Raw genomic sequence first — 22,799 nt, 5'->3', positions numbered from 1 at the left:
AAGATTATAACCCAGATTTTGTTTTTGGGAAGCCCCCTCCCCGCTTTTTTGCGATCTTTATTGGGACGGGTCGAAGCGGCCCTGCCCCGGGGCAGCCCGCCAGCGGGCTTTTCCTATAATGGCAGACTGAAGAAGTGATCCGGAACATGAACAAGGCATTTGTCAAAGAGTCGTCTGGCGACGAGGACGACGATCTCCCCGAAGGCGCAGCGCCGCTGCCGCCCGGCACCAAGAACTACATCACCGCTGAGGGCTATGCGCGCCTGCGCAACGAGCTGATGCAGCTGATCGATGTCGAGCGGCCCGACGTGGTGCAGATCGTCTCGTGGGCGGCGTCCAATGGCGACCGCTCCGAGAACGGCGACTATCTCTATGGCAAGAAGCGCCTGCGCGAGATCGACCGCCGCATCCGCTTCCTGACGCGCCGCCTGGACAAGGCCGAAGTGGTCGACCCGTCGCTGCAGGGCGACAACGACCAGATCTTCTTTGGCGCCACCGTCACCTACGCGCATGCGTCGGGCGAGGAGACCACCATCACCATCGTCGGCATGGATGAGGTCGACCTCGACCACAACCACGTCAGCTGGATCTCGCCGATCGCCAAGGCGCTGCTCAAGGCGCGCGAAGGCGATACCGTGGCGTTGCGCACACCGGCCGGCGTCGAGCAGATCGATATCCTGGAAGTCCGCTACCCCGCGCGCAAGCCGTAGGCCGGCACCCGCGCCTCAGCTATCGTTGCGGTCGCGGAAGATGCGGATCACGTCGGGGTTGCGGCGCAGCCCGCGCATCACGTTGGCCAGGTGCAGGCGGTTCTGCACCTGGATGATGAACTGCATGTAGGTGGCTTCCTGCTGGCCGCCGTCCTGCTGCTCCATCGCCACGTGCGCGACGTTGGCGTCGGCCGCGGTCAGGTCGGCCGCCACGCGCGCGACGATGCCCTTGACGTTGCGCACCATCACCTTGATCGACACATCGAAGGCACGCGTGGTCTTCTTGGCCCACATCACGTCGATCCAGTGTTCCGGATCCTTGCTGTGCAGGCGCTTGGCGATCTTGCAGTCCTGCACGTGGATCTGCAGGCCCTCGCCCTTGCCGAGGTAGCCGACGATGGAATCGCCCGGGATCGGGCGGCAGCATGCCGAGAAGATCATCGACATGCCCTCGTCGCCGGTGATCGGCACCGCGGGCGCTTCCTCGCCGGCGAAGGTCTGCACCGCGGCCAGCAGCGCGCTGTCGACGTCGCCGGACAACTCCTGCAGCAGGATCTCCATGCGCTTGGCCACCACCGCCGGCACGCGCCGGCCCAGCGCCAGGTCGGCGAAGATGTCTTCGCGCTGCTTGTTGCCGGTCCACTGGATCATGCGGTCCCACACCGACTGCGGCACCGCCTTCAGTTCGATGCCGAGCTGGCGTGCCGACTGTTCCAGCAGGCGCTCGCCCAGCTGGATGGCCTCATCCAGCTTGGTGGTCTTCAGGTAGTGGCGGATCGCCGCGCGCGCCTTGCCGGTGCGCACGAACGACAGCCACGCCGGATTCGGCTTGGAATAGGGAGCCGTCACCACCTCGACGATGTCGCCGCTCTTGAGCTCGGTGCGCAGCGGCAGCATCTCGTTGTTGATCTTGACCGCGACGCACTGGTTGCCCAGGTCGCTGTGCACCGCGTAGGCAAAGTCCAGCGCGGTGGCGCCGCGCGGCAGCGCGCGGATATGGCCCTTGGGCGTGAACACGTAGACCGCGTCCGGGAACAGGTCGATCTTGACGTGTTCCAGGAACTCCTGCGAGTCGCCGGTCTGGCTCTGGATATCGAGCAGCGACTGCAGCCACTGGTGCGCCTGCTGCTGGATATCGTTGGCGTGGTCGGCCTGGTGCTTGTACATCCAGTGCGCGGCCACGCCGGCCTCGGCGATCTGATGCATGTCGCGCGTGCGGATCTGGAATTCCACCGGCGTGCCGAACGGACCCACCAGCGTGGTGTGCAGCGACTGGTAGCCGTTGATCTTCGGGATCGCGATGTAGTCCTTGAACTTGCCGGGCATGGGCTTGTACAGGCCGTGCAGCGCGCCCATCGCCATATAGCAGTGCATCTGCGTTTCCACCACCACGCGGAAACCGTACACGTCCAGCACCTGCGAGAACGACAGCTGCTTGTCGTGCATCTTGCGGTAGATGCTGTACAGCGTTTTCTCGCGGCCGGACAGTTCCGCGACGATGCCAGCATCGGCCAGCCCCTTCTGCGCGGCTTCCAGAATGCGCTTGACCACCTCGCGCCGGTTGCCGCGCGCGGCCTTGACGGCCTTTTCCAGCGTGGCGTAGCGGAACGGCGAGCCGACCTTGAACGACAGCTCCTGCAGCTCGCGGTAGATCGTGTTGAGACCGAGACGGTGCGCGATCGGCGCATAGATCTCCATGGTCTCGAGCGCGATGCGGCGGCGTTTTTCCGGAGGCACGAAGTCGAGCGTGCGCATGTTGTGCGTACGGTCGGCCAGCTTCACCAGGATCACGCGCACGTCGCGCGCCATCGCCAGCAGCATCTTGCGGAAGCTCTCCGCCTGCGCCTGCTCGCGGCTCTGGAATTCGAGCTTGTCCAGCTTGGTCAGGCCATCGACCAGTTCGGCGACCTTGGGACCGAATTTCTCGGCCAGCTCGCTCTTGGTGATGCCCTGGTCTTCCATCACGTCGTGCAGCAGCGCCGCCATGATGGACTGCACGTCCAGCTTCCAGTCCGCGCACAGCTCGGCCACCGCCACCGGATGGGTGATGTAGGGCTCGCCGCTCTGGCGGTACTGGCCCAGGTGGGCCTCGTCGGAAAACTGGAAGGCCTCGCGTACGCGCGCCAGGTCGGGCGCCTTCAGGTACGCGAGTTTTTCCATCAGCCGGGTGATGGAGATGACCTGCTGGCGCGGCGGCACCGCCGGCTGCGAGGTCGGGCCGAAGAAGTGCCGGTATGACTGCGCCAGCACTGCATCGATAAACAGGCTGTCGGCTGCCGGCGGCGCCACTTGCTGCGCCGCGGCCAGTTCGTCCTGCACCGCCGCGCCGCGCGCCTTGGCCGCCGCCAGCGCGGGCGCGACGGCGCGCTCGCCGACGACATCGTCGCCGAGCGGATCGGGAAGATTGGGAGCGCCGGTGCGCGCGTTCACGGAAGACTGGCCCGGAATGGTGCGCTTACGCGCCGCGGGCGGGGCCGCATCGCCAGGCGCCGGCGCGACCGCGGTCGGCGACGGCTGGGAGGGAGGCTTGGAGGGCAGATGCGGCGATGGCATGGCGGCGGCCCGTTGAATCCGGCTGTAAAGCCTGGAGCAGTGCTGGCACGATGCAAGGATGAGCCATGGGCCGCCTGGTCGATCAGGTCGGGACCTTTTTCAGCATCTCGATGCCGACCTGGCCCGACGCGATCTCGCGCAGTGCCACCACGGTCGGCTTGTCCTTCGCTTCGACCTTGGGCGTGTGGCCCTGCACCAGCTGGCGCGCACGGTACGTGGCCGCCAGCGCGAGCTCGAAACGATTCGGAATGTGTTTCAGACAATCTTCGACGGTAATACGCGCCATATCAAATCCACCTTGGGACAAAACCTTGTGTTGGGTTGCCATTTTACAGCACGCGGCGGGAAACGCCGGCGGCGCCCCGCGCGCGTGCTTTCGTGCGGCCTCGGCTCAGTGGATGCCGAGCTCGATAAACAGCTCCGTATGCCGCGCCTTTTGCGAAGAAAACCGCAGACGGGTCGCGCTGACCACGTTGCGCAGCTGCTCCAGCGCGTCGTCGAATACCTCGTTGATGATCACGTAGTCAGACTCCGACGCGTGCGACATCTCGCTGCCCGCGGCCAGCAGCCGGCGCACGATCACGTTGGGCTCGTCCTGGCCGCGTTTTTTCAGGCGCTCTTCCAGCGCGGTCAGCGACGGCGGCAGGATGAAGATCTCGACCGCGTTGGAAAAGCGCTGGTGCACCTGCTGCGCGCCCTGCCAGTCGATCTCGAGCAGCACGTCGTTGCCCTGCGCCATCTGCTGCTCGATCCACACGCGCGAGGTCGCGTAGTAGTTGCCGTGCACCTCGGCCCACTCCAGGAAGTCGCCGCGGTCGCGCGCGGTGCGGAAGGCATCGACCGTGACGAAGTGGTACTCGCGGCCGTCTTCCTCGCCCGGGCGCGGCGCGCGCGTGGTGTGCGAGATCGACAGGCGGATGGCCGGGTCCTGCGCCAGCAGTGCGTTGACCAGCGTCGACTTGCCCGCGCCCGAGGGCGCCACCACCATGAAGAGGTTGCCGGGGTAGATTGTGTCGATGGCGGTGTGGGAGGTCGCCTGGGGGGCCGATGGAGAGGTTTGGCTCATGATGATTCGGTGACTGTCTTACTCTAGATTCTGGACCTGCTCGCGCATCTGCTCGATCAGCAGCTTGAGCTCCATCGAGGCGTCGGCCAGTTCCTTAGCGGCGGCCTTGGAGCCCAGCGTGTTGGCCTCGCGGTTGAGCTCCTGCATCATGAAGTCCAGGCGCTTGCCGACCTGGCCGCCCTTCTTCAGGATATGGCGCGTTTCGTTCAGGTGCGCCTGCAGCCGCGACAGCTCTTCGGCGATATCGATGCGGATGCCGTAGACGGTGGCTTCCTGGCGGATGCGCTCGGCGATCTCGTCGCGGCTCATCGACGGCATGCCCTGCGGCGCGGCCAGGTTGAAGGCTTCCTGCAGGCGCTCGGTCAGCTTTTCCTGGTGATGCGCGATCAGTTGCGGGATGGTCGGCGTCAGGCGTTCGACGATCGCCAGCATGGCGTCGATGCGCTCCGTCAGCGTGGCCTTGAGCGCCTCGCCCTCGCGGCGGCGCGCTTCCAGCAACTGGTCGAGCGCCTCGCGCGCGGCGCCGAGCACGGCCTCGCGCAGCGCTTCCTGCGACAGCTCCGGTTCGACCAGCACGCCCGGCCAGCGCAGGATCTCACCCATGCGCAGCGTGCCGGCGCTGCTGAAGGTGGCGGCCACGGTGGTTTCCAGCGCGCGGATCTGCGCCAGCAGGCTGTCGTTGAGCGCCAGCGTGGCGCCGCCGGCATCGGTGCGCTGCAGGTTGATGCGGCATTCCAGCTTGCCGCGCGACAGCTCGGCCATCAGCATCTCGCGCAGCGCCGGCTCGAATGCGCGGCATTCCTCGGGGGCCCGGAACAACAGGTCGAGGAAACGCGAATTGACAGTGCGGAATTCCACCGAAACGGACGCGGTGCGCCCGCTGGGCTCGCCCTGCGCGTTGGTCAATGGCGCCTGGCGCGTCGCCAGGCCATAGCCTGTCATGCTGTGGATCATTGCTTGTTCTCGTGATTGGCGCCGCCACACCCGAAGCCGATTGCGGCCCGCCGGCGGACGCCCGCCCGGCTGCGGCGCGGCGCAGCCTGTGGGGGCGCCCTCAAAACGTTGAAAGGCGGGCAATAACGCCCGTATTTGTGTTCTTTACAAGTGACCGATTAGCCCGGACAATCCGGAGGCAAATCCGCGGGGGCAACTCCGGTCCTATTCCCATGACAGAGCCAAAGGGCACGCCACAACCGAAGAGTGCACCGCTGCCCGTCGGCACGCTGCTGTCCAACTATCGTATTGTAAAGAAGTTGGCCAGCGGGGGGTTCAGTTTCGTCTACCTGGCCACCGACGAAACCGGCGCGCCGGTCGCCATCAAGGAGTACCTGCCGTCGTCGCTGGCGCGGCGCAACCCGGGCGAACTGATCCCCGTGGTGCCCGAGGAAAACGCCGCCGCGTTCCGGCTGGGCCTCAAGTACTTCTTCGAAGAGGGCCGCTCGCTGGCCCGCATCTCCCATCCCAGCGTGGTGCGCGTGGTGAACTTCTTCCGCGAGAACGCCACCGTCTACATGGTGATGAACTACGAGCTGGGCAAGACGCTGCAGGAGCACGTGCTGGCGGCCCGGCAGCAGGGCCGCGCCAAGGTGCTGCGCGAGCATTTCATCCGCAAGGTGTTCCACGACCTGATGAGCGGCCTGCGCGAGGTGCATATCCACAAGCTGCTGCACCTGGACATCAAGCCCGGCAACATCTACCTGCGCGAGGACGAATCGCCGATCCTGCTCGATTTCGGCGCCGCGCGGCAGACCCTGACCATGGAAGCGGCGCGCTTCCAGCCGATGTACACGCCGGGCTTTGCCGCGCCGGAGCTGTACGGCAAGCATTCCGACCTGGGCCCGTGGACCGACATCTACAGCCTGGGCGCGACGCTCTACGCCTGCATGGCCGGGCTGCCGCCGCAGGAAGCCAACCAGCGCGAGAAAGACGACCGCATGGGCGAGGCGCTGATGCGCCTGCGCAGCAGCTACACCAACGGCCTGGTCGACCTGGTCGAGTGGTGCCTGCGGCTGGAGCCGTCCGGCCGTCCGCAGAGCGTGTTCCGGCTGCAGAAGGAATTGCGCGAGCAGACCAACGCGCTGGGCGAGCAGGCGCTGTCCCCGCCCACACAGGCGCCGGCAGCCGCCCCGGCCCCGCCGGAAAAAGCGCCCGCGACCTCGCGCTTCCTGACGCTGCTGCGCCGGCGCGATGAGTCGGCACCCAGGCGGGCACCCGGCGCGAGCGTCGACTGAATCACAAACCCGGCCGCCGCGCCTGTGCGCCCGTTGCCGGGCCATCGAACCCCAAAGAAAGACAACCAGCCAACATGCGATTCTCTGTCTACCAGGAAAGCAGGAAAGGCGGCCGCCGCGTCAACCAGGACCGCATGGGCTATTGCTTCACGCGCGATGCGCTGCTGATGGTGCTGGCCGACGGCCTGGGCGGCCATGCCCACGGCGAAGTCGCCGCGCAGCAGGCGCTGCAGACGCTGGCGCGCCAGTTCCAGCTGCAGGCGCGGCCCGCGGTGCGCAACCCGGCCGAGTTCCTGCAGGACACCATCATGCTGGCGCACCGCGAGATCCACCGCCATGCCGAAGCCAACCAGATGGCCGACGTGCCCCGCACCACGGTGGTCTGCTGCCTGGTGCAGCACGGCCAGATCCACTGGGCCCATGCCGGCGATTCACGCTACTACCTGCTGCGCAAGGGCCGGCTGCTGACGCGCACGCGCGACCACTCCAAGATCGAGAACCTGCTGCAGCAGGAGCGCGTGCTGCCGATGGAGGTGGCCAACCACCCCGAGCGCAATAAGCTCTACAACTGCCTCGGCTCCCCCAACCTGCCGCTGATCGACCTGGGCGGCCCGGTGCGGCTGGAACCGGGCGACGTCGCGCTGCTCTGCTCCGACGGCCTGTGGGGGCCGCTGGACGAGCCGGCCCTGGTGGACAAGCTGTCGCGGCTGTCGGTGGTGCAGGCGGTGCCGGCGCTGATCGACCAGGCGCTGCAGCAGGCCGGCGAAGGTGCCGACAACACCACCGGCATCGCCATGATGTGGGAGCTCGACAACAACACCGCCGGCCAGGACGCGGTGATGACCGACACCCTGCCGCTCAATGCCTTCACCACCTCGATCCTGGAGCGCAGCGGCACCGACAGCGACCTGCTGTCCGAGGAAGAGATCGAGCGCTCCATCGCCGAGATCCGCGCCGCCATCGACAAGACCAGCAACCTGATGCGCTGACGTCCCCGCAAGCAGGCCGGCCGGCGCGGCGCGCCAGCGCGCCGGTGCCGGCAGCGGTAGAATCGCGGTCTCTCCCCCTTCTACCCCTTGCGGAAAAACCCTCACATGCGACCCAGCGGCCGCGCAGCCGATGCGCTGCGTTCCATCAGCCTTACCCGCCACTACACCCGCCACGCCGAAGGCTCCGTCCTGTGCGCCTTTGGCGATACCAGGGTGCTGTGCACCGCCAGCGTGCTGGCCAAGGTGCCGCCGCACAAGAAGGGCAGCGGCGAAGGCTGGGTCACGGCCGAATACGGCATGCTGCCGCGCGCCACGCATACGCGCTCTGACCGCGAGGCCGCGCGCGGCAAGCAGACCGGCCGCACCCAGGAAATCCAGCGCCTGATCGGCCGCGCCATGCGCTCGGTGTTCGACCTGGCGGCGCTGGGCGAATACACCATCCACCTCGACTGCGACGTGCTGCAGGCCGACGGCGGCACCCGCACCGCGGCCATCACCGGCGCCTTTGTCGCCGCCCACGACGCGGTCTCGACCATGCTGCGCGACGGCCTGATCGCCGCCAGCCCGATCCGCGACCACGTCGCGGCGGTCTCGGTCGGCATGGTCGAAGGCGTGCCGGTGCTGGACCTCGACTATGCCGAAGACAGCAGCTGCGACACCGACATGAACGTGGTCATGACCGGCAGCGGCGGCTTTGTCGAGGTGCAGGGCACGGCCGAAGGCGCGCCCTTCAGCCGCGCCGACCTGGACGCCATGACGCGCCTGGCCGAAGCCGGCATCGCCCGCCTGGTGCAGCACCAGCGCGAAGCGCTGGGCCTGGCCTGAGCCACGGAGCCCGTCATGCAACGCCTGGTACTGGCTTCCAACAATCCCGGCAAGCTGCGCGAATTCGGCGCGCTGCTGGCCCCGCTCGGCTTTGACGTGGTGAACCAGGGCGAGCTCGGCATCCCCGAGGCCGAAGAGCCCTTCGCCACCTTTGTCGAGAACGCGCTGACCAAGGCCCGCCATGCCAGCCGGCTCGCCGGCCTGCCGGCGCTGGCCGACGACTCCGGCATCTGCGTACAGGCGCTGGGCGGCGCGCCCGGGGTCTATTCCGCGCGCTATGCGCAGATGGCGGGGCAGCCCAGGTCGGATACGGCCAACAACGCCCACCTGGTGACGCAGCTGGCCGGCCAGCGCAACCGCCACGCGTACTACTACTGCGTGCTGGTGTTCGTGCGCCACGCCGAAGACCCGTGCCCGATCATTGCCGAAGGCGTGTGGCACGGCGAAGTCGTCGACACGCCGCGCGGCGCGGGCGGCTTCGGCTACGACCCGCACTTCCTGCTGCCGGCGCTGGGCAAGACCGCCGCCGAGCTGCCGCCCGAAGAGAAGAACCGCGTCAGCCATCGCGCCCAGGCGCTGCGCGCGCTGGCGGCGCGGCTGCAGGCCGAGGCCGCGGAGCCTGCCGTCCGATGATTCCGATCGTACCGGCGGCCGCGTCCGCGCCCGTGGACAGCAAGCAGCTGTGGCTCAAGCCGGGGCAGATCCGCCTGTCCGGCTCGCCGCCGCTGTCGCTGTACGTGCATATCCCGTGGTGCGTGCGCAAGTGCCCGTATTGCGATTTCAACTCGCACGCCGCGCCCGGCGCCGACAACCACGAGATTCCGGAAGACCTCTACCTGGACGCGCTGCGCGCGGACCTGGAGCAGTCGCTGCCGCTGGTCTGGGGCCGCCCGGTGCATGCCGTCTTTATCGGCGGCGGCACCCCCAGCCTGCTGTCGGCGGCGGGAATGGACCGGCTGCTGTCGGATATCCGCGCCCTGCTGCCGCTCGACGCCGATGCCGAGATCACGATGGAGGCCAATCCCGGCACCTTCGAAGCCGACAAGTTCGCCAGCTACCGGGCCAGCGGCATCAACCGGCTGTCGATCGGCATCCAGAGCTTCAACGACCGGCACCTGCAGGCACTGGGGCGCATCCACGGCGGCACCGAAGCGCGCCGCGCCATCGACATCGCCCAGGCCAGCTTCGACAACATCAACCTGGACCTGATGTACGCGCTGCCCGGCCAGACGCTGCAGGAATGCCAGGCCGACGTGGAAACCGCGCTGTCGTACGGCACCACGCACCTGTCGCTGTACCACCTGACGCTCGAGCCGAACACGCTGTTCGCGAAGTTCCCGCCGGCGCTGCCGGACGACGACAGCGCCTACGCCATGCAGGACTGGATCGAAGCGCGCACCGCCGCGGCGGGCTACCGGCACTACGAAACCTCGGCCTACGCAAAACCGCATCGCGAGGCGCGCCACAACCTGAACTACTGGCGCTTCGGCGACTACCTCGGCATCGGTGCCGGCGCGCACGGCAAGCTGTCGTTCCCGCAGCGCGTGCTGCGCCAGATGCGGCACAAGCATCCGGCCACCTACATGGCGCAGGCCATGGCCGGCAACGCGGTGCAGGAAGCGCGCGACGTCGGCGCCGACGAGCTGCCGTTCGAGTTCATGCTCAACGCGCTGCGCCTGACCGACGGCGTCCCGGCATCGAGCTTCCAGGACTACACCGGGCTGCCGCTGCACACCATCAGCAAGCAGCTGGCCGAGGCCGAGAAAAAGGGCTTGCTGGAAGCGGACCTGACCACGATTCGCCCCACCGAACTGGGCCGGCGCTTCCTCAATGACCTGCAGGAGATGTTCCTGAAGGACTGAGCGCGCCGTGCGCAGACAAAAAAAGGCCACGCAAGCGCGTGGCCTTTGACTTCTGGCAAACGTCGGCCTGGCAGGTCAGTACGGAGTCGCCATGTCGTTGGCCACGCGCGCGCGCATGCCCACCTGCAGGCTGCCCAGGTTGGACTGCGTCACCGTGGCAAGGCGGCCGTCATCCAGGCGCACGTTCACGCGGTAGACCGTCTGCGTATTGCTGCCCGCACGCTTCTCGATCTGGTTGCCGGCCACGGCGCCGACCACGGCACCGCCGATGGTCGCCGCGGTCTGCCCGCGCCCGCCGCCGATCTGATGGCCCAGCAGGCCGCCCGCGGCACCGCCGATCACCGTGCCGAGCAGGCCCGAGCTGCCCTGCGTGGTGGTGACCGGCTCGATCGATTCCACGCGGCCGTAGTACACCGCGCCGGCCGGGGCCTGCGAGGTGTTGGGGTTCTGGTAACCCGGAGGCGGCGCGTTGTAGCCGGTGTTGTAGCCCTGGTCGTAGCCGCTGTTGTATGGCGCCGCACAACCGGCCAGCGCGGCCGCCGCGGCCACCGGAACGATCAGCCATGTCTTGCTTGGGATTCGCATTTTGAGTTCTCCTCTGTTGCCAGGCGAAAGCCGGGGATGCGGCACACACCGCAGTGCCCGGCACGACAATATGAGCGATGGCGCGATATGAAGGTTCCGTCTTGTCAGACAGAGCCCGACAGCGCGGCAATCGATGTGGCAGGAAATTTACGCCTGCGCCCATGCCCGCAGCGCGACTCCCCATCAAAGCGCCCGGGCCTTGTATAATGCGCGGCCAGACCGTTGCGTCTGCACGCGGCAATGCGCCGGAGGGCCTGCCCTCTCGCGCTACAATGCCCGCACTTTTCCGGAAGCGTGGCCGAGTGGTTTAAGGCAGCAGTCTTGAAAACTGCCGATGGGGTGACCCATCCGTGAGTTCGAATCTCACCGCTTCCGCCAGACAAGAAAACGGCCCGCACCAGCGACTGGTGCGGGCCGTTTTTTTTCATTCGGCATCGCGCTGCAGGTCTTGCGTCAGCAGCCGGTACGCCTCGTCTTCGGAAATCCTGAGCCGGTACTTGCACGCCAGCACACGCGCCAGGCCGCGCGCGGCGGCGGGCGGGCTGTGCCGCAACTGCTCGCGGTAGGCCTCGACCTCATAGCGCAGGCGCCAGCGCCGGCTGGCCAGGTAGAGCACGCCCATCAGGCCGCAGCTGCGCCAGAACTGGCGCACGTGGACCTTTTCATGTTCGATCAGCGCCTGGCTGGCGCCGGGACGCAGCAGGATCAGCGGACCGGGCGTGAAGCCGTCAAACCCGCGCGGGATCAGCCAGCGGGTTTCGATGACCAGGCACAGCGGCGAGCGGCAGTAGCGGAGCATGCCTGAAGCATAGCGCGCCAGCCGCGCCCGTGCCGAGACCCTGTCCCCCGGCCCGCTCGGCTCAGGCGGCCGCGCGCAGCGTCGCGGCCGGCGCAGCCGGGGCCGCCGGGGCCGTCGGCGCGGCGGCCTGGCCGCGCGAACGGCCGGAGCTGAGGTAGCCGGCGATCGATTCCTGCGTGACTTCGCCCAGGTAGGCGCCATCGGCACCCATCACCGGCAGCCAGCTGGTGTTGTGCTGGTACATGCGCGACAGCACGATGCGCAGGTGCTCGTCGAACGCGGCGGTCACCGCGAACGGCCGCATCACGTCGCTGCACTGGCCCTGGCCCGAACGCGCATCGCGCCGCGTGACGTAGCCCAGCGCCACCTGCGCGTCGTCCACCACCGGCAGGTGGCGCACGTCGGCGTCGTCCATCACGGCCAGCGCTTCGGCCAGCGGCATGTCGGGACGGCAGCTCGGCGGCATGGTGGCGGCGTCGCCGGCGCGCACCAGCAACAGGCGCTTGAGGGTGTTGTCGTGGCCGACGAAGGCCTGCACGAACTCATCGGCCGGATGCGCCAGCAGCGCGTCGGGGTGGTCGAACTGCACCAGCTGGCCGCGGCGGAACACCGCGACCTTGTCGGCCAGCTTGATGGCTTCGTCGATGTCGTGCGAGACCATGATCACGGTCTTGCCGAGCTGGCGCTGCATCTGCAGGAATTCGTTCTGGATGCTCTCGCGGTTGATCGGGTCGACCGCGCCGAAGGGCTCGTCCATCAGCAGCAGCGGCGCGTCGGCCGCGAGCGCGCGGATCACGCCGATGCGCTGCTGCTGGCCGCCGGACAGCTCGCGCGGATAGCGCGACAGCAGCCGGTTGGGATCGAGCTGCACCATCGCCATCAGCTCGCGCGCGCGTTCGCGGCACTGCTTCCTGTCCCAGCCCAGCAGGCGCGGCACCACCATGATGTTCTCTTCGATGGTCATGTTGGGGAACAGGCCGATCTGCTGGATCACATAGCCGATCTTGCGGCGCAGCGTCACGCCATCGAGGCCGCGCGTGTCCTCGCCTTCGATGCGCACCGTGCCGGAGGTGGGCTCGATCAGCCGGTTGATCATCTTCAGCGTGGTGGTCTTGCCGCAGCCCGAGGGCCCCAGGAAGACGCAGATCTCGCCGCGCGGCACCGTCAGCGAGACGGCGTCGACGGCGCGCGTTTCAGTGCCGTCTTTCTGCGGGAAGGACTTGGTGAGTTGGTCGAGTTCGATCATAGCCGGATTCCTTTCGGCGTCAGCGCCCGCTGCAGCCACTGCAGCAAGGCGTCCGCCACGATGGCGAGCACGCTGACCAGGACCGCGCCCACGGCCAGCTTGCTCATGTTGCTCTGGCTGATCGCCTGCAGGATCAGCACCCCAAGGCCACCCGCGCCGATGATGGCGGCAATGGTGGCAACCCCGATATTCATCACCACGGCGGTACGCACGCCGCCGAGAATCACCGGCACCGCCAGCGGCAGGTCCACCAGCCGCATCCGCTGCCAGGTGGTCATGCCGATGCCGCGGCCCGCTTCCTGGATGCCGGCATCGACATTGGCCAGCGCGGTGTAGGTGTTGCGCATGATCGGCAGCAGCGAGTACAGGAACACCGCCGTCACCGCCGGCACGTAGCCAAGCGCATGGCCGAAGCGCGCGAAGACCGGGATCATCAGCCCGAACAGCGCGATCGACGGCAGCGTCAGCACGATCGTCGCCAGCGCCAGCAACGGCGCGGCCAGCGCGCGGAAGCGCGTGATCACGATGCCCAGCGGCACCCCGATCAGGATCGCCAGGCCCACCGCCGAGCCCACCAGCGCCAGGTGCTCGCCGGTCATTTTCAGCAGCGTGGGCCAGCTGTGCTGCAGGTAAGAGATCAAGTCCATGCGGCCCTCCTCAGATCAGTCCGTGGCCGCGCAGGAAATCCTCCGCGACCTTGTCCACCGGCTGCTGGCCGATGTCCACCTTGTAGTTCATCTCGGTCATGCTCTCGTTGTCGAGCTTGGCAGCGAGTGCATTGAGCAGGCCGGCCAGTTCCGGATGCTTGTCGAGCACCGGCTTGCGCACCACCGGCACCGCGTTGTACGGCGGGAAAAAATGCTGGTCGTCCTCGAGCAGCACGAGGTCGAAGCCCTTGACGCGGCCGTCGGTCGCGTACACCAGGCCCAGTTCCACCTGGTTGTTCTTCAGCGCGGTGTAGACCAGGCCGGGATCGAGCTGGATCACGTCGCGGCGCGAGAACGGCAGCTGGTACAGCGCCTTGAGCGGCTCCAGCCCGTCCGGGCGCGCGGCGAATTCCATGTCCACCGCAAACGGGTGGCTGGTGTCGGCGCCGGCCTTGCGCATCTGCTCGGCAAAGGCCGACAGCGTGGTCACGCCGCTGCCGGCGCGTTCCTTCGGCATCGCCAGCGCGTAGGTGTTGTTGATGCCCGAGGCATCGAGCCACACCAGCCCGCGCGCAGCATCCATCTGCCTGACGCGCGCATAGGTTTCCTTGGCGTCGAGCTTTTCCTCGACCTTGTTGAACACGATCAGCGCGGTGCCGGTGTATTCCCACACCACGTCGAGCTGGTTGCTCTCCATCGCCTGGCGCATCAGCGTGCTGCCCAGGCCGGCGGTCAGCTCGGTACTGAAGCCCCTGGCGCGCAGGTACTTCGACGTGATCGACGACAGCAGCAGCTGCTCGGTGAAGTTCTTGCCGCCCACGCGGATCGGCGCGGACTCGGCGCGCGCTTCGGGCGCGGTGGCCAGCGCCAGCCCCGCCGCGAACGCGGTGACGGCTGCCACCAGCATGGCGGCGCGGCGCGCGCGGCGGCGGATAAATTGCATCGGATCTTTCATGTCGGCCCCTCGGTTCAGCGCGCCAGCCCGCGGCGGCGCAGGTACAGCTGCCCGGCGGCGGCAAACAGCGCATCGAGCGCCAGCGCCAGCAGCGCCGTGGCGGCCGCGCCCAGCAGCAGCAGCGGCTGGTTGTTCAGGTAGATGCCCGGGAAAATCAGTTCGCCAAGGCTGTTGGCGCCGATCAGAAACGACAGCGGCACCGTGCCCACGTTGATCACCAGCGCGATGCGGATGCCGGCCAGCATCACCGGCAGCGCGTTGGGCAGCTCCACGCGCACCAGGCGCTGCGCCGGGGTCATGCCGATGCCGCGCGCGGCTTCCAGCAGCGTGGGCGAGACATTGCGCAGGCCCTCGTAGGTGTTGCGCACGATCGGCAGCAGCGAGGCCAGCCACAGCGCCAGGATGGCGGGCCGCTCGCCGATGCCGAGCACGGCCAGCGCCAGTGCCAGCACCGCCAGCGACGGCACGGTATTGCCGACGTTGAAGACCTGCATCAGCCGGTCGGCCCAGCGGCGCATGCACGGACGGCTCAGCGCGATCCCGGCCGGGATGCCGGTGGCCAGCGCCAGCGTCATCGACAGCACCACCAGCCGCAGGTGGTCGGCCACGTCGTAGAGCAGGCGTTCCTGGTACTGGCGGATCACATCGACGCCGATCCACGCCACCAGTGCGGCCAGCGCGGCAAGCGTCAGTCCCGCCCAGGCCAGCGCCCGTGCCGGTTGCTTTGACATATTCTCCCCTTCTCCAGGCCAAAAAGCGCGCAGAACGCCACTTCCAGGCGATGGAAAACAATATGGGCTGGTGCGTGCGGAGATAGGCGCCACCAGGCCCGGTTCAGATTGCATTGCCGCCATGACCGGCACGATTGCCGGCGGACGGTCTGTGGATTCGTCCGCCGTGGGCGGGGAATCTCGATTGACGGGATGCCGTTTGGGCAGCAGTCCCTGAAGCGGCGCAACCGGCGTGCAAGGCACGTCGCGATCGGTTGGCCAGTGGCAGCGCAAATATTGAAGTTTTCCGACGCGCCGCCGGTCCATCGGCCGTTGACTGGCAAGGGCTGGCGAGGATTTCCCCACCCTGCTTCTCGCATCAACGGATGACAAAGAGAGCGCTATTATAGCGATCTTCATCGATCTTGTCACCTTTAGAGTTTCCGGCGCCGATCTGGCGCCTATCTCCGGCCTTCGCCACGCTCGCGCCGAAGGCACCGCGGACTGCACATCCCAGGCGACGATCGTTCCGGAATCGGAGCCTCGCCGTGCGTGATTTGATGCGCCGGCAGAACAATCTTTTGCCCCCGCGGCCTCTACTCATTCCGCACCAAACCACTAAATTGACTGGGTAGCCGAAACGACGGACTGGCCGGCGATCACCGCCCCAGTCCGCCCCACAGGAGCAAGACATGGACACCCGTACCCTCGCCACCATTCCCGCCGCCGCCGCGGAAACCGTGCGGCGCTCGCGCACCGTCGACCGCGTGGTGCGCGGCATCGCCACCTCGGACGGCGCCGGCGTCAAGCTGACCCGCGTGCTGACGCAGAACCTGCAGCGCCGGCTGGATCCGTTCCTGATGCTCGATGCCTTCGGCACCGACAGCAAGGACGACTACGTCGGCGGCTTCCCCGATCATCCGCACCGCGGCTTCGAGACCATCACCTACATGCTGGCCGGGCGCATGCGCCATCGCGACAGCGCCGGCAACGAGGGCCTGCTGCAGAACGGCGGCGCGCAGTGGATGGTGGCGGGCGCCGGCGTCGTCCACTCGGAAATGCCCGAGCAGGAAGACGGCCGCATGGAAGGCTTCCAGCTGTGGCTGAACCTGCCGGCCGCCGACAAGATGACCGCGCCGTGGTACCGCGACCTGCCCGCCGCCGAAATCCCGACGGTGGCGCTGCCGCAGGGCGGGACCGTGCGCGTGCTGGCCGGCGCCAGCCATGGCGTCGCCGGCGCGATCACGCGTCCGGTGACCGAGCCGGTCTATCTGGATGTGGACCTGCCGGCCGGCCAGGCCTTCGCGCAGGCGCTGCCGGCCGGGCACAACGCCTTTATCTACGTGTACCGGGGCGAGGTCTCGGTCGGCACCGGCGACGACCGCGCCGTGGTCGAAGCGCAGCGCATGGGCGTGCTCGACAACGCCGGCCAGTCCGACGGCGTCATCGTCACGGCCGAGGCCGACGCGCGCTTCCTGCTGATCGCCGGCCGCCCGCTGAACGAGCCGATCGCGCAATACGGCCCGTTCGTGATGAACACGCAGGAGCAGATCTACCAGACCCTGGCCGATTTCCGGGATGGGAGGTTTGCGGCGGGCGTGGCTGGTACGCAGGCGTAACGACATGCCGCGGGCATGCTCCCCTACCCAGGAACCTTCGCCAAGCCTTTGATTTGGTTAGTGCGACCCAAAAAAACAAAGACCCCGTCATTCCCGCGAAAGCGGGAACCCAGCGACTTTGAGAAGCGCTTGCGCTTCAAAGACACTGGGTCCCCGCCTACGCGGGGACGACGTGTCGGTTACCGGGAAGTCGGCATGGCAAGCGTGCAGGCTACTCTCTCCCGGCCAGCGGAAGAGGGGATCAAACCTCCGCGGTTCTGGCTTCTCCAGCCAACCCATAACCGCCGCTTCCGGCAAGGACGCGGCGGTTTTTTTGCGCCTCGGCCGGCACGCGACTTGCAACCACCCCGCAACCGTTGCACAGACTGGACACCGGCCCGATTCAGGCCTTCCAGCCCCCGCGCACTTATATAATTCGTCACCAATATCCGGCATCACGAAAACATGATGAATGCTGCAATGCGTCGCGGCGATGCTGCGCCACGCACTGCCGCGCTTTGACGCATCCCCCGTTGCTGCCACAACAACAACCCGAGCCGCCTCAGTGACATCACAACTCCCTCCCCGGCTGGCGCTGGCCCATATCAGCAAGCGCTACCCGGGCGTCGTCGCCAACGACGATGTCAGCCTCAGCGTCGCGCCCGGCGAGATCCATGCCGTGCTGGGCGAAAACGGCGCCGGCAAGTCCACCCTGATGAAGATCATTTTCGGCGCGGTCCGTCCGGACGCCGGCGAGATGCACTTCAACGGGGCGCCGGTCACGATCGCCAGCCCGCACGACGCCCGCAACCTGGGCATCGCCATGGTGTTCCAGCATTTCTCGCTGTTCGACACCCTGACCGTGACCGAGAACATCGCGCTGGGCCTGCCCGCCGCGCAGCAAGGCAACATGAAGCAGCTGGCCGAGCGCATCCGCGCCACCGCCGAACGCTACGGCCTGCCGCTGGAGCCCAACCGCCATGTGCATACGCTGTCGGTGGGCGAGCGCCAGCGCGTCGAGATCGTGCGCGCGCTGCTCGCCAGCCCGCAGCTGCTGATCCTGGACGAGCCCACCTCGGTGCTGACGCCGCAGGCCGTCGAAACGCTGTTCGTCACGCTGCGCCAGCTGGCCGCCGAAGGCACCAGCATCCTCTACATCAGCCACAAGCTCGACGAGATCCGCGCGCTGTGCCATCACGCCACCGTCATGCGCATGGGCAAGGTCACCGGCGTCTGCGATCCGCGCCAGGAGACCGCGGCGTCGCTGTCGCGGCTGATGATCGGCGGCGAGCCGCCGCGCGAGGCGCGCGTGGCCGCGCAGCGCGGCCCGGTGCGGCTGAGCGTGCAGGGCCTGTCGCTGCCGCGCGCGCATGCCTTCGCGACCGAGCTGAGCCAGGTCTCGCTCGATGTCCATGCGGGCGAGATCGTCGGCATCGCGGGGGTCTCGGGCAACGGCCAGCAGGAATTGCTGGCCGCGCTGTCCGGCGAAGACACGCGCGCCGACGCCACCGCGGTGCAGCTCGACGGCAAGCCGGCGGGCCGCCTCGATGCGCGCCGGCGCCGCCGCGCCGGACTGGCCTTCGTGCCGGAAGAGCGGCTGGGCCGCGGCGCGGTGCCGGGCATGAGCCTGGCCACCAATATCCTGCTGTCGCACCAGACCCCGCCCTATGTCCGGCAGGGCATGATCTCGCCCGGCGCGGCCAGCGGGCTGGCCTCGGCCGTGATCGGCCGCTTCCGCGTCAAGGCCAGCGGGCCGCATGCGCTGGCGCGCAGCCTGTCGGGCGGCAACCTGCAGAAATTCATTGTCGGCCGCGAGATCGAGAGCGGCCCGAAGGTACTGATCGTGGCACAACCCACCTGGGGCGTCGACGTCGGCGCCGCGGCGCAGATCCACAACGAGATCCTGGCGCTGAAGGCCACCGGCTGCGCCATCCTGGTGGTGTCGGAAGAGCTCGACGAGCTGTTCGCGATCTGCGACCGGCTGCACGTGATCGCCAAGGGCCGGCTGTCGCCGTCGGTGGCGACCGAGGCCGCCACGCGCGAGCAGGTCGGGCTCTGGATGAGCGGGCTGTGGCAAGGCGGCCCGGCCCATGCCGGCGCGGAGGTGGCAAGCCATGGCTGATGTGCGCACCCTCATGCCACGTTCCCCCCTCACGCTGGCGCCGCGCGGCGTGCCGTCGCGCGCGATGGCCTACGCCTCGCCGGTGCTGGCGCTGGCGCTGACGCTGTTGTTCGGCGCGCTGCTGTTCGTCGCGCTCGGCAAGGACCCCGTGGCGGCGCTCAAGGTGTTCCTGGCCGATCCGCTGCGCGACCGGCGCGCGATCGGCGAGGTGCTGCTCAAGACCGTGCCGCTGGTGCTGTGCGCGCTGGGCCTGTCGGTGTGCTACCGCGCCAACGTGTGGAATATCGGCGCCGACGGCCAGCTGATTGCCGGCGGCATCTGCGCGGGCGCGGCGGTGCTGTATTTCGATGTGCCGGGACAGACCGTCAACGGCACCGTGGTGCTGGTGCTGGCGTCGCTGGCCGGCATCGCCGGCGGCATGGCGTGGGCGTCGCTGACCGCGCTGCTGAAGGACCGCTTCAACGCCAACGAGATCCTGGTCTCGCTGATGCTCACCTATATCGCGCAGCAACTGCTGCTGTGGGTGGTCAACGGGCCGCTGAAGGACCCCAACGGCATGAACTTCCCGCAATCGAAGGTGTTCTCGTCCGAATACCTGCTGCCCAACCTGATGTCGGGCTCGCGGCTGCATGCCGGCTTTGTCGTGATGCTGGTGCTGGTGGCGGTAATGACCGTGTTCGTGTTCCGCAGCTTTGCCGGCTACCGGCTGCAGGTGGGGGGCACCGCGCCGGCGGCGGCGCGCTACGCGGGCTTCTCGGCGCGCAGCGCGCTGTGGAGCGCGCTGCTGATCTCGGGCGCCACCGCCGGGCTGGCGGGCGCGTTCGAAGTGGTCGGGCCGATCGGGCAGCTGCTGCCGTCGATCTCGCCGGGCTACGGCTTCACCGCCATCATCGTCGCCTTTATCGGGCGGCTGCATCCGGTCGGCACCGTGTTCGGCGGCATCATGATGTCGCTGTTCTATATCGGCGGCGAGATGGCGCAATCGCGCCTGGGCCTGCCGTCGGCGATCGGCTGGGTGTTCCAGGGCATGCTGCTGTTCTTCCTGCTGGCGTGCGACACGCTGATCGAAAACCGCCTGCGCTGGCGCGCCACCACGGCCTGAGCGGAGCACACAAAGAACATGGAACAACTCGCTCCCCTTATCGCCACCGCCATCAACGCCGGCACGCCGCTGCTGCTGGCGGCGCTGGGCCTGCTGATCAACGAACGCTCGGGCGTGCTCAACCTGGGCGCCGAAGGCATGATGCTGGTCGCCGCGGTGGCCGGCTTCATGGTCGGCTACCAGACCCAGTCGCCGCTGCTCGGTTTTGCCGCCGGCGCGCTGGCCGGCATGCTGATGGCCACGCTGTTCTCGTGGCTGGCGCTGGTGCTGGCCACCAACCAGGTCGCCACCGGGCTGGCGCTGTCGATCTTCGGCACCGGCCTGTCGGCCTTCATGGGCCAGCGCTTCGTCGGCTTCGCCATGCCGGCGCAGGCCAAGGCGGTGCCGGGACTGGCCGACCTGCCCTTTGTCGGGCCGGCCTTCTTCCAGCATCACTGGATGGTGTATTTCAGCCTGCTGCTGTGCTTCGCCATCATGTGGTTCCTGTTCCGCACCCGCGCCGGGCTGACGCTGCGCGCGATCGGCGAATCGCCGGAGTCCGCGCATGCGCTGGGCTACCCGGTGCGCACCATCCGCTTCGGCGCGCTGCTGTTCGGCGGCGCCTGCTGCGGGCTGGCCGGCGCTTACCTGTCATTGGTGTACACGCCGATGTGGGTCGAGAACCTGGTCGCCGGCCGCGGCTGGATCGCGCTGGCGCTGACCACCTTTGCCACCTGGCGCCCCGGGCGCGTGCTGGTCGGCGCGTGGCTGTTCGGCGCCGTGACCATCCTGCAGTTCTACCTGCAGGGCATCGGCGTGTCGGTGCCGTCGCAGTTCCTGTCGATGCTGCCGTACGCGGCCACCATCGTGGTGCTGGCGCTGATCTCGCGCAATCCGGCGTGGATACGCCTGAACATGCCGGCGTCGCTGGGCAAGCCGTTCCGCCCTGGCAACGCCTGAATTTTTTTCTGACGGAAATCCCCGAGCTACCCACAATTCACACAAGGAGAAATCATGATCGTCACGCGCAGGAAGACCCTGGCGGCGCTGGCCGCCACCGCCGTGCTGGCCCTGGCCGGCTGCGGCAAGAAAGAGGCCGACAAGCCCGCCGAACCCGCGGGCGCCGCTTCCGCACCCGCGGCCGGCCAGGCAGCCGAGCCGCTCAAGGTCGCGTTCGTCTATATCGGCCCGGTGGGCGATGCCGGCTGGACCTTCGCGCATGACAACGGCCGCAAGGCCGTCGAAGAGAAGTTCGGCAACAAGGTCAAGACCACCTTCGTCGAGAACGTGCCGGAATCCGCCGCCGACGCCGAGCGCGTGTTCCGCGACCTGGCCAGCCAGGGCAACAAGCTGATCTTCGGCACCACCTTCGGCTATATGGAGTCGATGCTCAAGGTGGCGAAGGAATTCCCGGACGTGAAGTTCGAGCACGCCACCGGCTTCAAGACCGCCGACAACCTGGCCCAGTACGACGTGCGCACCTATGAAGGCGCCTACCTCGCCGGCGTGGTCGCCGGCAAGATGAGCAAGACCGGCAAGATGGGCGTGGTGGCGTCGGTGCCCATCCCCGAGGTGATCCGCAATATCGACTCGTTCACGCTGGGCGCGCGCAGCGTCAACCCGAACGCGACGGTCAAGGTGGTGTGGGTCAACAAGTGGTTCGATCCGGGCAAGGAGCGCGAAGCCGCGACCACGCTGATCGGCCAGGGCGTCGACATGCTGATGCAGAACACCGACTCCGCCGCCGTGGTGCAGACCGCTCAGGAGAAAGGCGTGCATGCCTTCGGCTGGGACAGCGACATGAGCAAGTTCGGCGACAAGGCCCACCTGGCCGCGTCGGTGATCTCGTGGGGCGTCTACTACAACAAGGTGGTCGAAGACGTGCTCAACAACCAGTGGAAGAACAGCACCACGTGGTGGGGCCTGAAGGAAGGCATGATCGACCTGAAGAGCTACAACGCCGACGTGCCGGCTGACGTCAAGGCCCTGGTCGACGAGCGCAAGAAGGGCATCATCGACGGCAGCGCGCCGATCTGGAAGGGCCCGATCAAGGACAACACCGGCAAGGAACAGCTGGCCAAGGACCAAGTGGCCGATGACAAATTCCTGCACGGCGTGAAGTTCTATGTCGAGGGCGTGGAAGGGAAGATTCCGGGTTGATTGATTGCTCGACGGCGCTCGGGCAGGCTACAGCGAGATGCACCCAAGCCGCTCGAACTCGCCCAAGCAAGGTGTTCTCCCTCTCCCCTCACGGGGAGAGGGCCGGGGTGAGGGGCGGTTTGGCTTGGAACCACATCAAGCGAGGCCAACGGTTTTAACCCACAGGCCTCAGCCTTTGACGCTCCCTGCCCTCACCCCCGGCCCCTCTCCCGCGCGCGCGGGAGAGGGGAGCAAACTGGCAGGTTAGAAAGCGCCCCAGGCATCTCCCGGCACCCGCGGAACTTGAACCCCGCAACACCGGCCCAACCTCTCTGCGTATGCGCCAGTGTCAGGCGCGCGCCATGTGAAGGAGGCCTCTCATGTTGAAGCGTTTTTCGGCCCTGTGGACGCTGGTTCGCCGCGACGGCCGCCTGTTCTGGTATGCGCTGCGCCATCCGGACGCGCCGGCGTGGCTCAAGCCGGCAGCGATCGGCCTGCTGCTCTACGCGATCTCGCCGATCGACCTGGTGCCTGACGTCGTCGCGGGCCTCGGCATCATCGACGACGTGGTGCTGATCCCGCTGGCAGTCCACCTGATCCTCAAGCGCCTGCCGCCGCATATCCTGCGCCAGGCGCAGTCGCGCGCCACCGCGACCACGGTGCGGCCGCACTGACGCCGCC

The 22,799-nt window shown here is 67.7% G+C and carries 22 protein-coding genes and 1 tRNA gene; 13 read left to right on the top strand and 10 right to left on the bottom strand.

Annotated elements, in window-relative coordinates; all coding sequences use genetic code 11:
- Positions 1-146: 146 nt before the first annotated feature.
- The gene (gene greB, locus CBM2594_RS05585) at positions 147-710 is read left to right on the top strand and encodes a transcription elongation factor GreB (RefSeq protein WP_116355976.1); all 564 of its coding nucleotides are present in this window, start codon (positions 147-149) and stop codon (positions 708-710) included.
- A 15-nt stretch (positions 711-725) separates the two neighbouring features.
- Here the strand turns inward: greB and CBM2594_RS05580 are convergent, their stop codons facing one another.
- From CBM2594_RS05580 to CBM2594_RS05565, 4 genes are all read right to left on the bottom strand, one after another.
- Entirely contained in the window at positions 726-3,140 is a 2,415-nt protein-coding gene (locus tag CBM2594_RS05580; RefSeq protein ID WP_116355975.1) for a RelA/SpoT family protein, read from the bottom strand.
- A gap of 205 nt (positions 3,141-3,345) precedes the next feature.
- Positions 3,346-3,549, bottom strand: coding sequence for a DNA-directed RNA polymerase subunit omega (gene rpoZ, locus CBM2594_RS05575; RefSeq protein WP_006578656.1), 204 nt, complete (start codon positions 3,547-3,549; stop codon positions 3,346-3,348).
- Positions 3,550-3,654: 105 nt separating this feature from the next.
- On the bottom strand, positions 3,655-4,251 hold the full coding sequence (gene gmk / locus CBM2594_RS05570) for a guanylate kinase (RefSeq protein WP_373457582.1): 597 nt from the start codon (positions 4,249-4,251) through the stop codon (positions 3,655-3,657).
- A gap of 96 nt (positions 4,252-4,347) precedes the next feature.
- Positions 4,348-5,283: a YicC/YloC family endoribonuclease gene (locus tag CBM2594_RS05565; RefSeq protein WP_116355973.1), complete on the bottom strand. Its 936-nt coding sequence runs from the start codon at positions 5,281-5,283 to the stop codon at positions 4,348-4,350.
- A 212-nt stretch (positions 5,284-5,495) separates the two neighbouring features.
- On the opposite strand from CBM2594_RS05565, the gene CBM2594_RS05560 reads away from it, so the two are divergent.
- From CBM2594_RS05560 to hemW, 5 genes are all read left to right on the top strand, one after another.
- The gene (locus CBM2594_RS05560; protein ID WP_116355972.1) at positions 5,496-6,560 is read left to right on the top strand and encodes a serine/threonine protein kinase; all 1,065 of its coding nucleotides are present in this window, start codon (positions 5,496-5,498) and stop codon (positions 6,558-6,560) included.
- A 74-nt stretch (positions 6,561-6,634) separates the two neighbouring features.
- Positions 6,635-7,549 (top strand): PP2C family protein-serine/threonine phosphatase, encoded by a 915-nt coding sequence (locus CBM2594_RS05555; protein WP_116355971.1) that lies wholly within the window; start codon positions 6,635-6,637, stop codon positions 7,547-7,549.
- A 105-nt stretch (positions 7,550-7,654) separates the two neighbouring features.
- Positions 7,655-8,374: a ribonuclease PH gene (gene rph / locus CBM2594_RS05550; RefSeq protein WP_116355970.1), complete on the top strand. Its 720-nt coding sequence runs from the start codon at positions 7,655-7,657 to the stop codon at positions 8,372-8,374.
- A gap of 15 nt (positions 8,375-8,389) precedes the next feature.
- Entirely contained in the window at positions 8,390-9,007 is a 618-nt protein-coding gene (rdgB, locus tag CBM2594_RS05545) for an RdgB/HAM1 family non-canonical purine NTP pyrophosphatase (RefSeq protein ID WP_116355969.1), read from the top strand.
- The gene (gene hemW / locus CBM2594_RS05540; RefSeq protein ID WP_116355968.1) at positions 9,004-10,236 is read left to right on the top strand and encodes a radical SAM family heme chaperone HemW; all 1,233 of its coding nucleotides are present in this window, start codon (positions 9,004-9,006) and stop codon (positions 10,234-10,236) included. The genes rdgB and hemW overlap by 4 nt, the downstream gene beginning before the upstream one ends.
- Before the next feature lie 75 nt (positions 10,237-10,311).
- Here the strand turns inward: hemW and CBM2594_RS05535 are convergent, their stop codons facing one another.
- The gene (locus CBM2594_RS05535) at positions 10,312-10,821 is read right to left on the bottom strand and encodes a glycine zipper 2TM domain-containing protein (protein WP_116355967.1); all 510 of its coding nucleotides are present in this window, start codon (positions 10,819-10,821) and stop codon (positions 10,312-10,314) included.
- 288 nt (positions 10,822-11,109) lie between these two features.
- Here CBM2594_RS05535 and CBM2594_RS05530 point away from each other — a divergent pair.
- Positions 11,110-11,199 (top strand) — tRNA-Ser (locus tag CBM2594_RS05530).
- A 46-nt stretch (positions 11,200-11,245) separates the two neighbouring features.
- Here CBM2594_RS05530 and CBM2594_RS05525 read toward each other — a convergent pair.
- The 5 genes from CBM2594_RS05525 to CBM2594_RS05505 form a co-directional block, all read right to left on the bottom strand.
- The gene (locus CBM2594_RS05525; RefSeq protein ID WP_116355966.1) at positions 11,246-11,620 is read right to left on the bottom strand and encodes a hypothetical protein; all 375 of its coding nucleotides are present in this window, start codon (positions 11,618-11,620) and stop codon (positions 11,246-11,248) included.
- A 61-nt stretch (positions 11,621-11,681) separates the two neighbouring features.
- Positions 11,682-12,866 carry an osmoprotectant ABC transporter ATP-binding protein OsmV gene (locus CBM2594_RS05520; protein WP_116355965.1) on the bottom strand — a complete coding sequence of 395 codons (1,185 nt, stop codon included), beginning with the start codon at positions 12,864-12,866 and terminating at the stop codon, positions 11,682-11,684.
- A complete protein-coding gene (locus CBM2594_RS05515) occupies positions 12,863-13,513 on the bottom strand; it encodes an ABC transporter permease (RefSeq protein ID WP_116355964.1) in 651 nt (216 codons plus the stop codon). The genes CBM2594_RS05520 and CBM2594_RS05515 overlap by 4 nt, the downstream gene beginning before the upstream one ends.
- Before the next feature lie 10 nt (positions 13,514-13,523).
- Positions 13,524-14,456 carry a glycine betaine ABC transporter substrate-binding protein gene (locus CBM2594_RS05510; RefSeq protein ID WP_116355963.1) on the bottom strand — a complete coding sequence of 311 codons (933 nt, stop codon included), beginning with the start codon at positions 14,454-14,456 and terminating at the stop codon, positions 13,524-13,526.
- Positions 14,457-14,482: 26 nt separating this feature from the next.
- Positions 14,483-15,199, bottom strand: coding sequence for an ABC transporter permease (locus CBM2594_RS05505; RefSeq protein WP_116355962.1), 717 nt, complete (start codon positions 15,197-15,199; stop codon positions 14,483-14,485).
- 671 nt (positions 15,200-15,870) lie between these two features.
- Between CBM2594_RS05505 and CBM2594_RS05500 the strand changes: the two genes are divergently transcribed.
- The 6 genes from CBM2594_RS05500 to CBM2594_RS05475 all read left to right on the top strand — a co-directional run bounded on the left by CBM2594_RS05500 (position 15,871) and on the right by CBM2594_RS05475 (position 22,792).
- Entirely contained in the window at positions 15,871-16,797 is a 927-nt protein-coding gene (locus CBM2594_RS05500) for a pirin family protein (protein ID WP_116355961.1), read from the top strand.
- A gap of 544 nt (positions 16,798-17,341) precedes the next feature.
- Positions 17,342-18,898: an ABC transporter ATP-binding protein gene (locus tag CBM2594_RS05495; RefSeq protein ID WP_116355960.1), complete on the top strand. Its 1,557-nt coding sequence runs from the start codon at positions 17,342-17,344 to the stop codon at positions 18,896-18,898.
- A complete protein-coding gene (locus tag CBM2594_RS05490) occupies positions 18,891-20,000 on the top strand; it encodes an ABC transporter permease (protein WP_116355959.1) in 1,110 nt (369 codons plus the stop codon). The genes CBM2594_RS05495 and CBM2594_RS05490 overlap by 8 nt, the downstream gene beginning before the upstream one ends.
- A gap of 18 nt (positions 20,001-20,018) precedes the next feature.
- The gene (locus tag CBM2594_RS05485; protein ID WP_116355958.1) at positions 20,019-20,939 is read left to right on the top strand and encodes an ABC transporter permease; all 921 of its coding nucleotides are present in this window, start codon (positions 20,019-20,021) and stop codon (positions 20,937-20,939) included.
- Positions 20,940-20,993: 54 nt separating this feature from the next.
- The gene (locus CBM2594_RS05480) at positions 20,994-22,139 is read left to right on the top strand and encodes a BMP family ABC transporter substrate-binding protein (RefSeq protein ID WP_116355957.1); all 1,146 of its coding nucleotides are present in this window, start codon (positions 20,994-20,996) and stop codon (positions 22,137-22,139) included.
- Positions 22,140-22,498: 359 nt separating this feature from the next.
- A complete protein-coding gene (locus CBM2594_RS05475; protein ID WP_116355956.1) occupies positions 22,499-22,792 on the top strand; it encodes a YkvA family protein in 294 nt (97 codons plus the stop codon).
- Positions 22,793-22,799: the final 7 nt, after the last annotated feature.

It is taken from the genome of Cupriavidus taiwanensis (assembly GCF_900249755.1).
GTDB classification, from domain to species: Bacteria; Pseudomonadota; Gammaproteobacteria; order Burkholderiales; family Burkholderiaceae; genus Cupriavidus; species Cupriavidus taiwanensis_D.
Note: the sequence above shows the minus strand (reverse complement) of the source record. Positions and strands in the feature narration are given on the sequence as shown.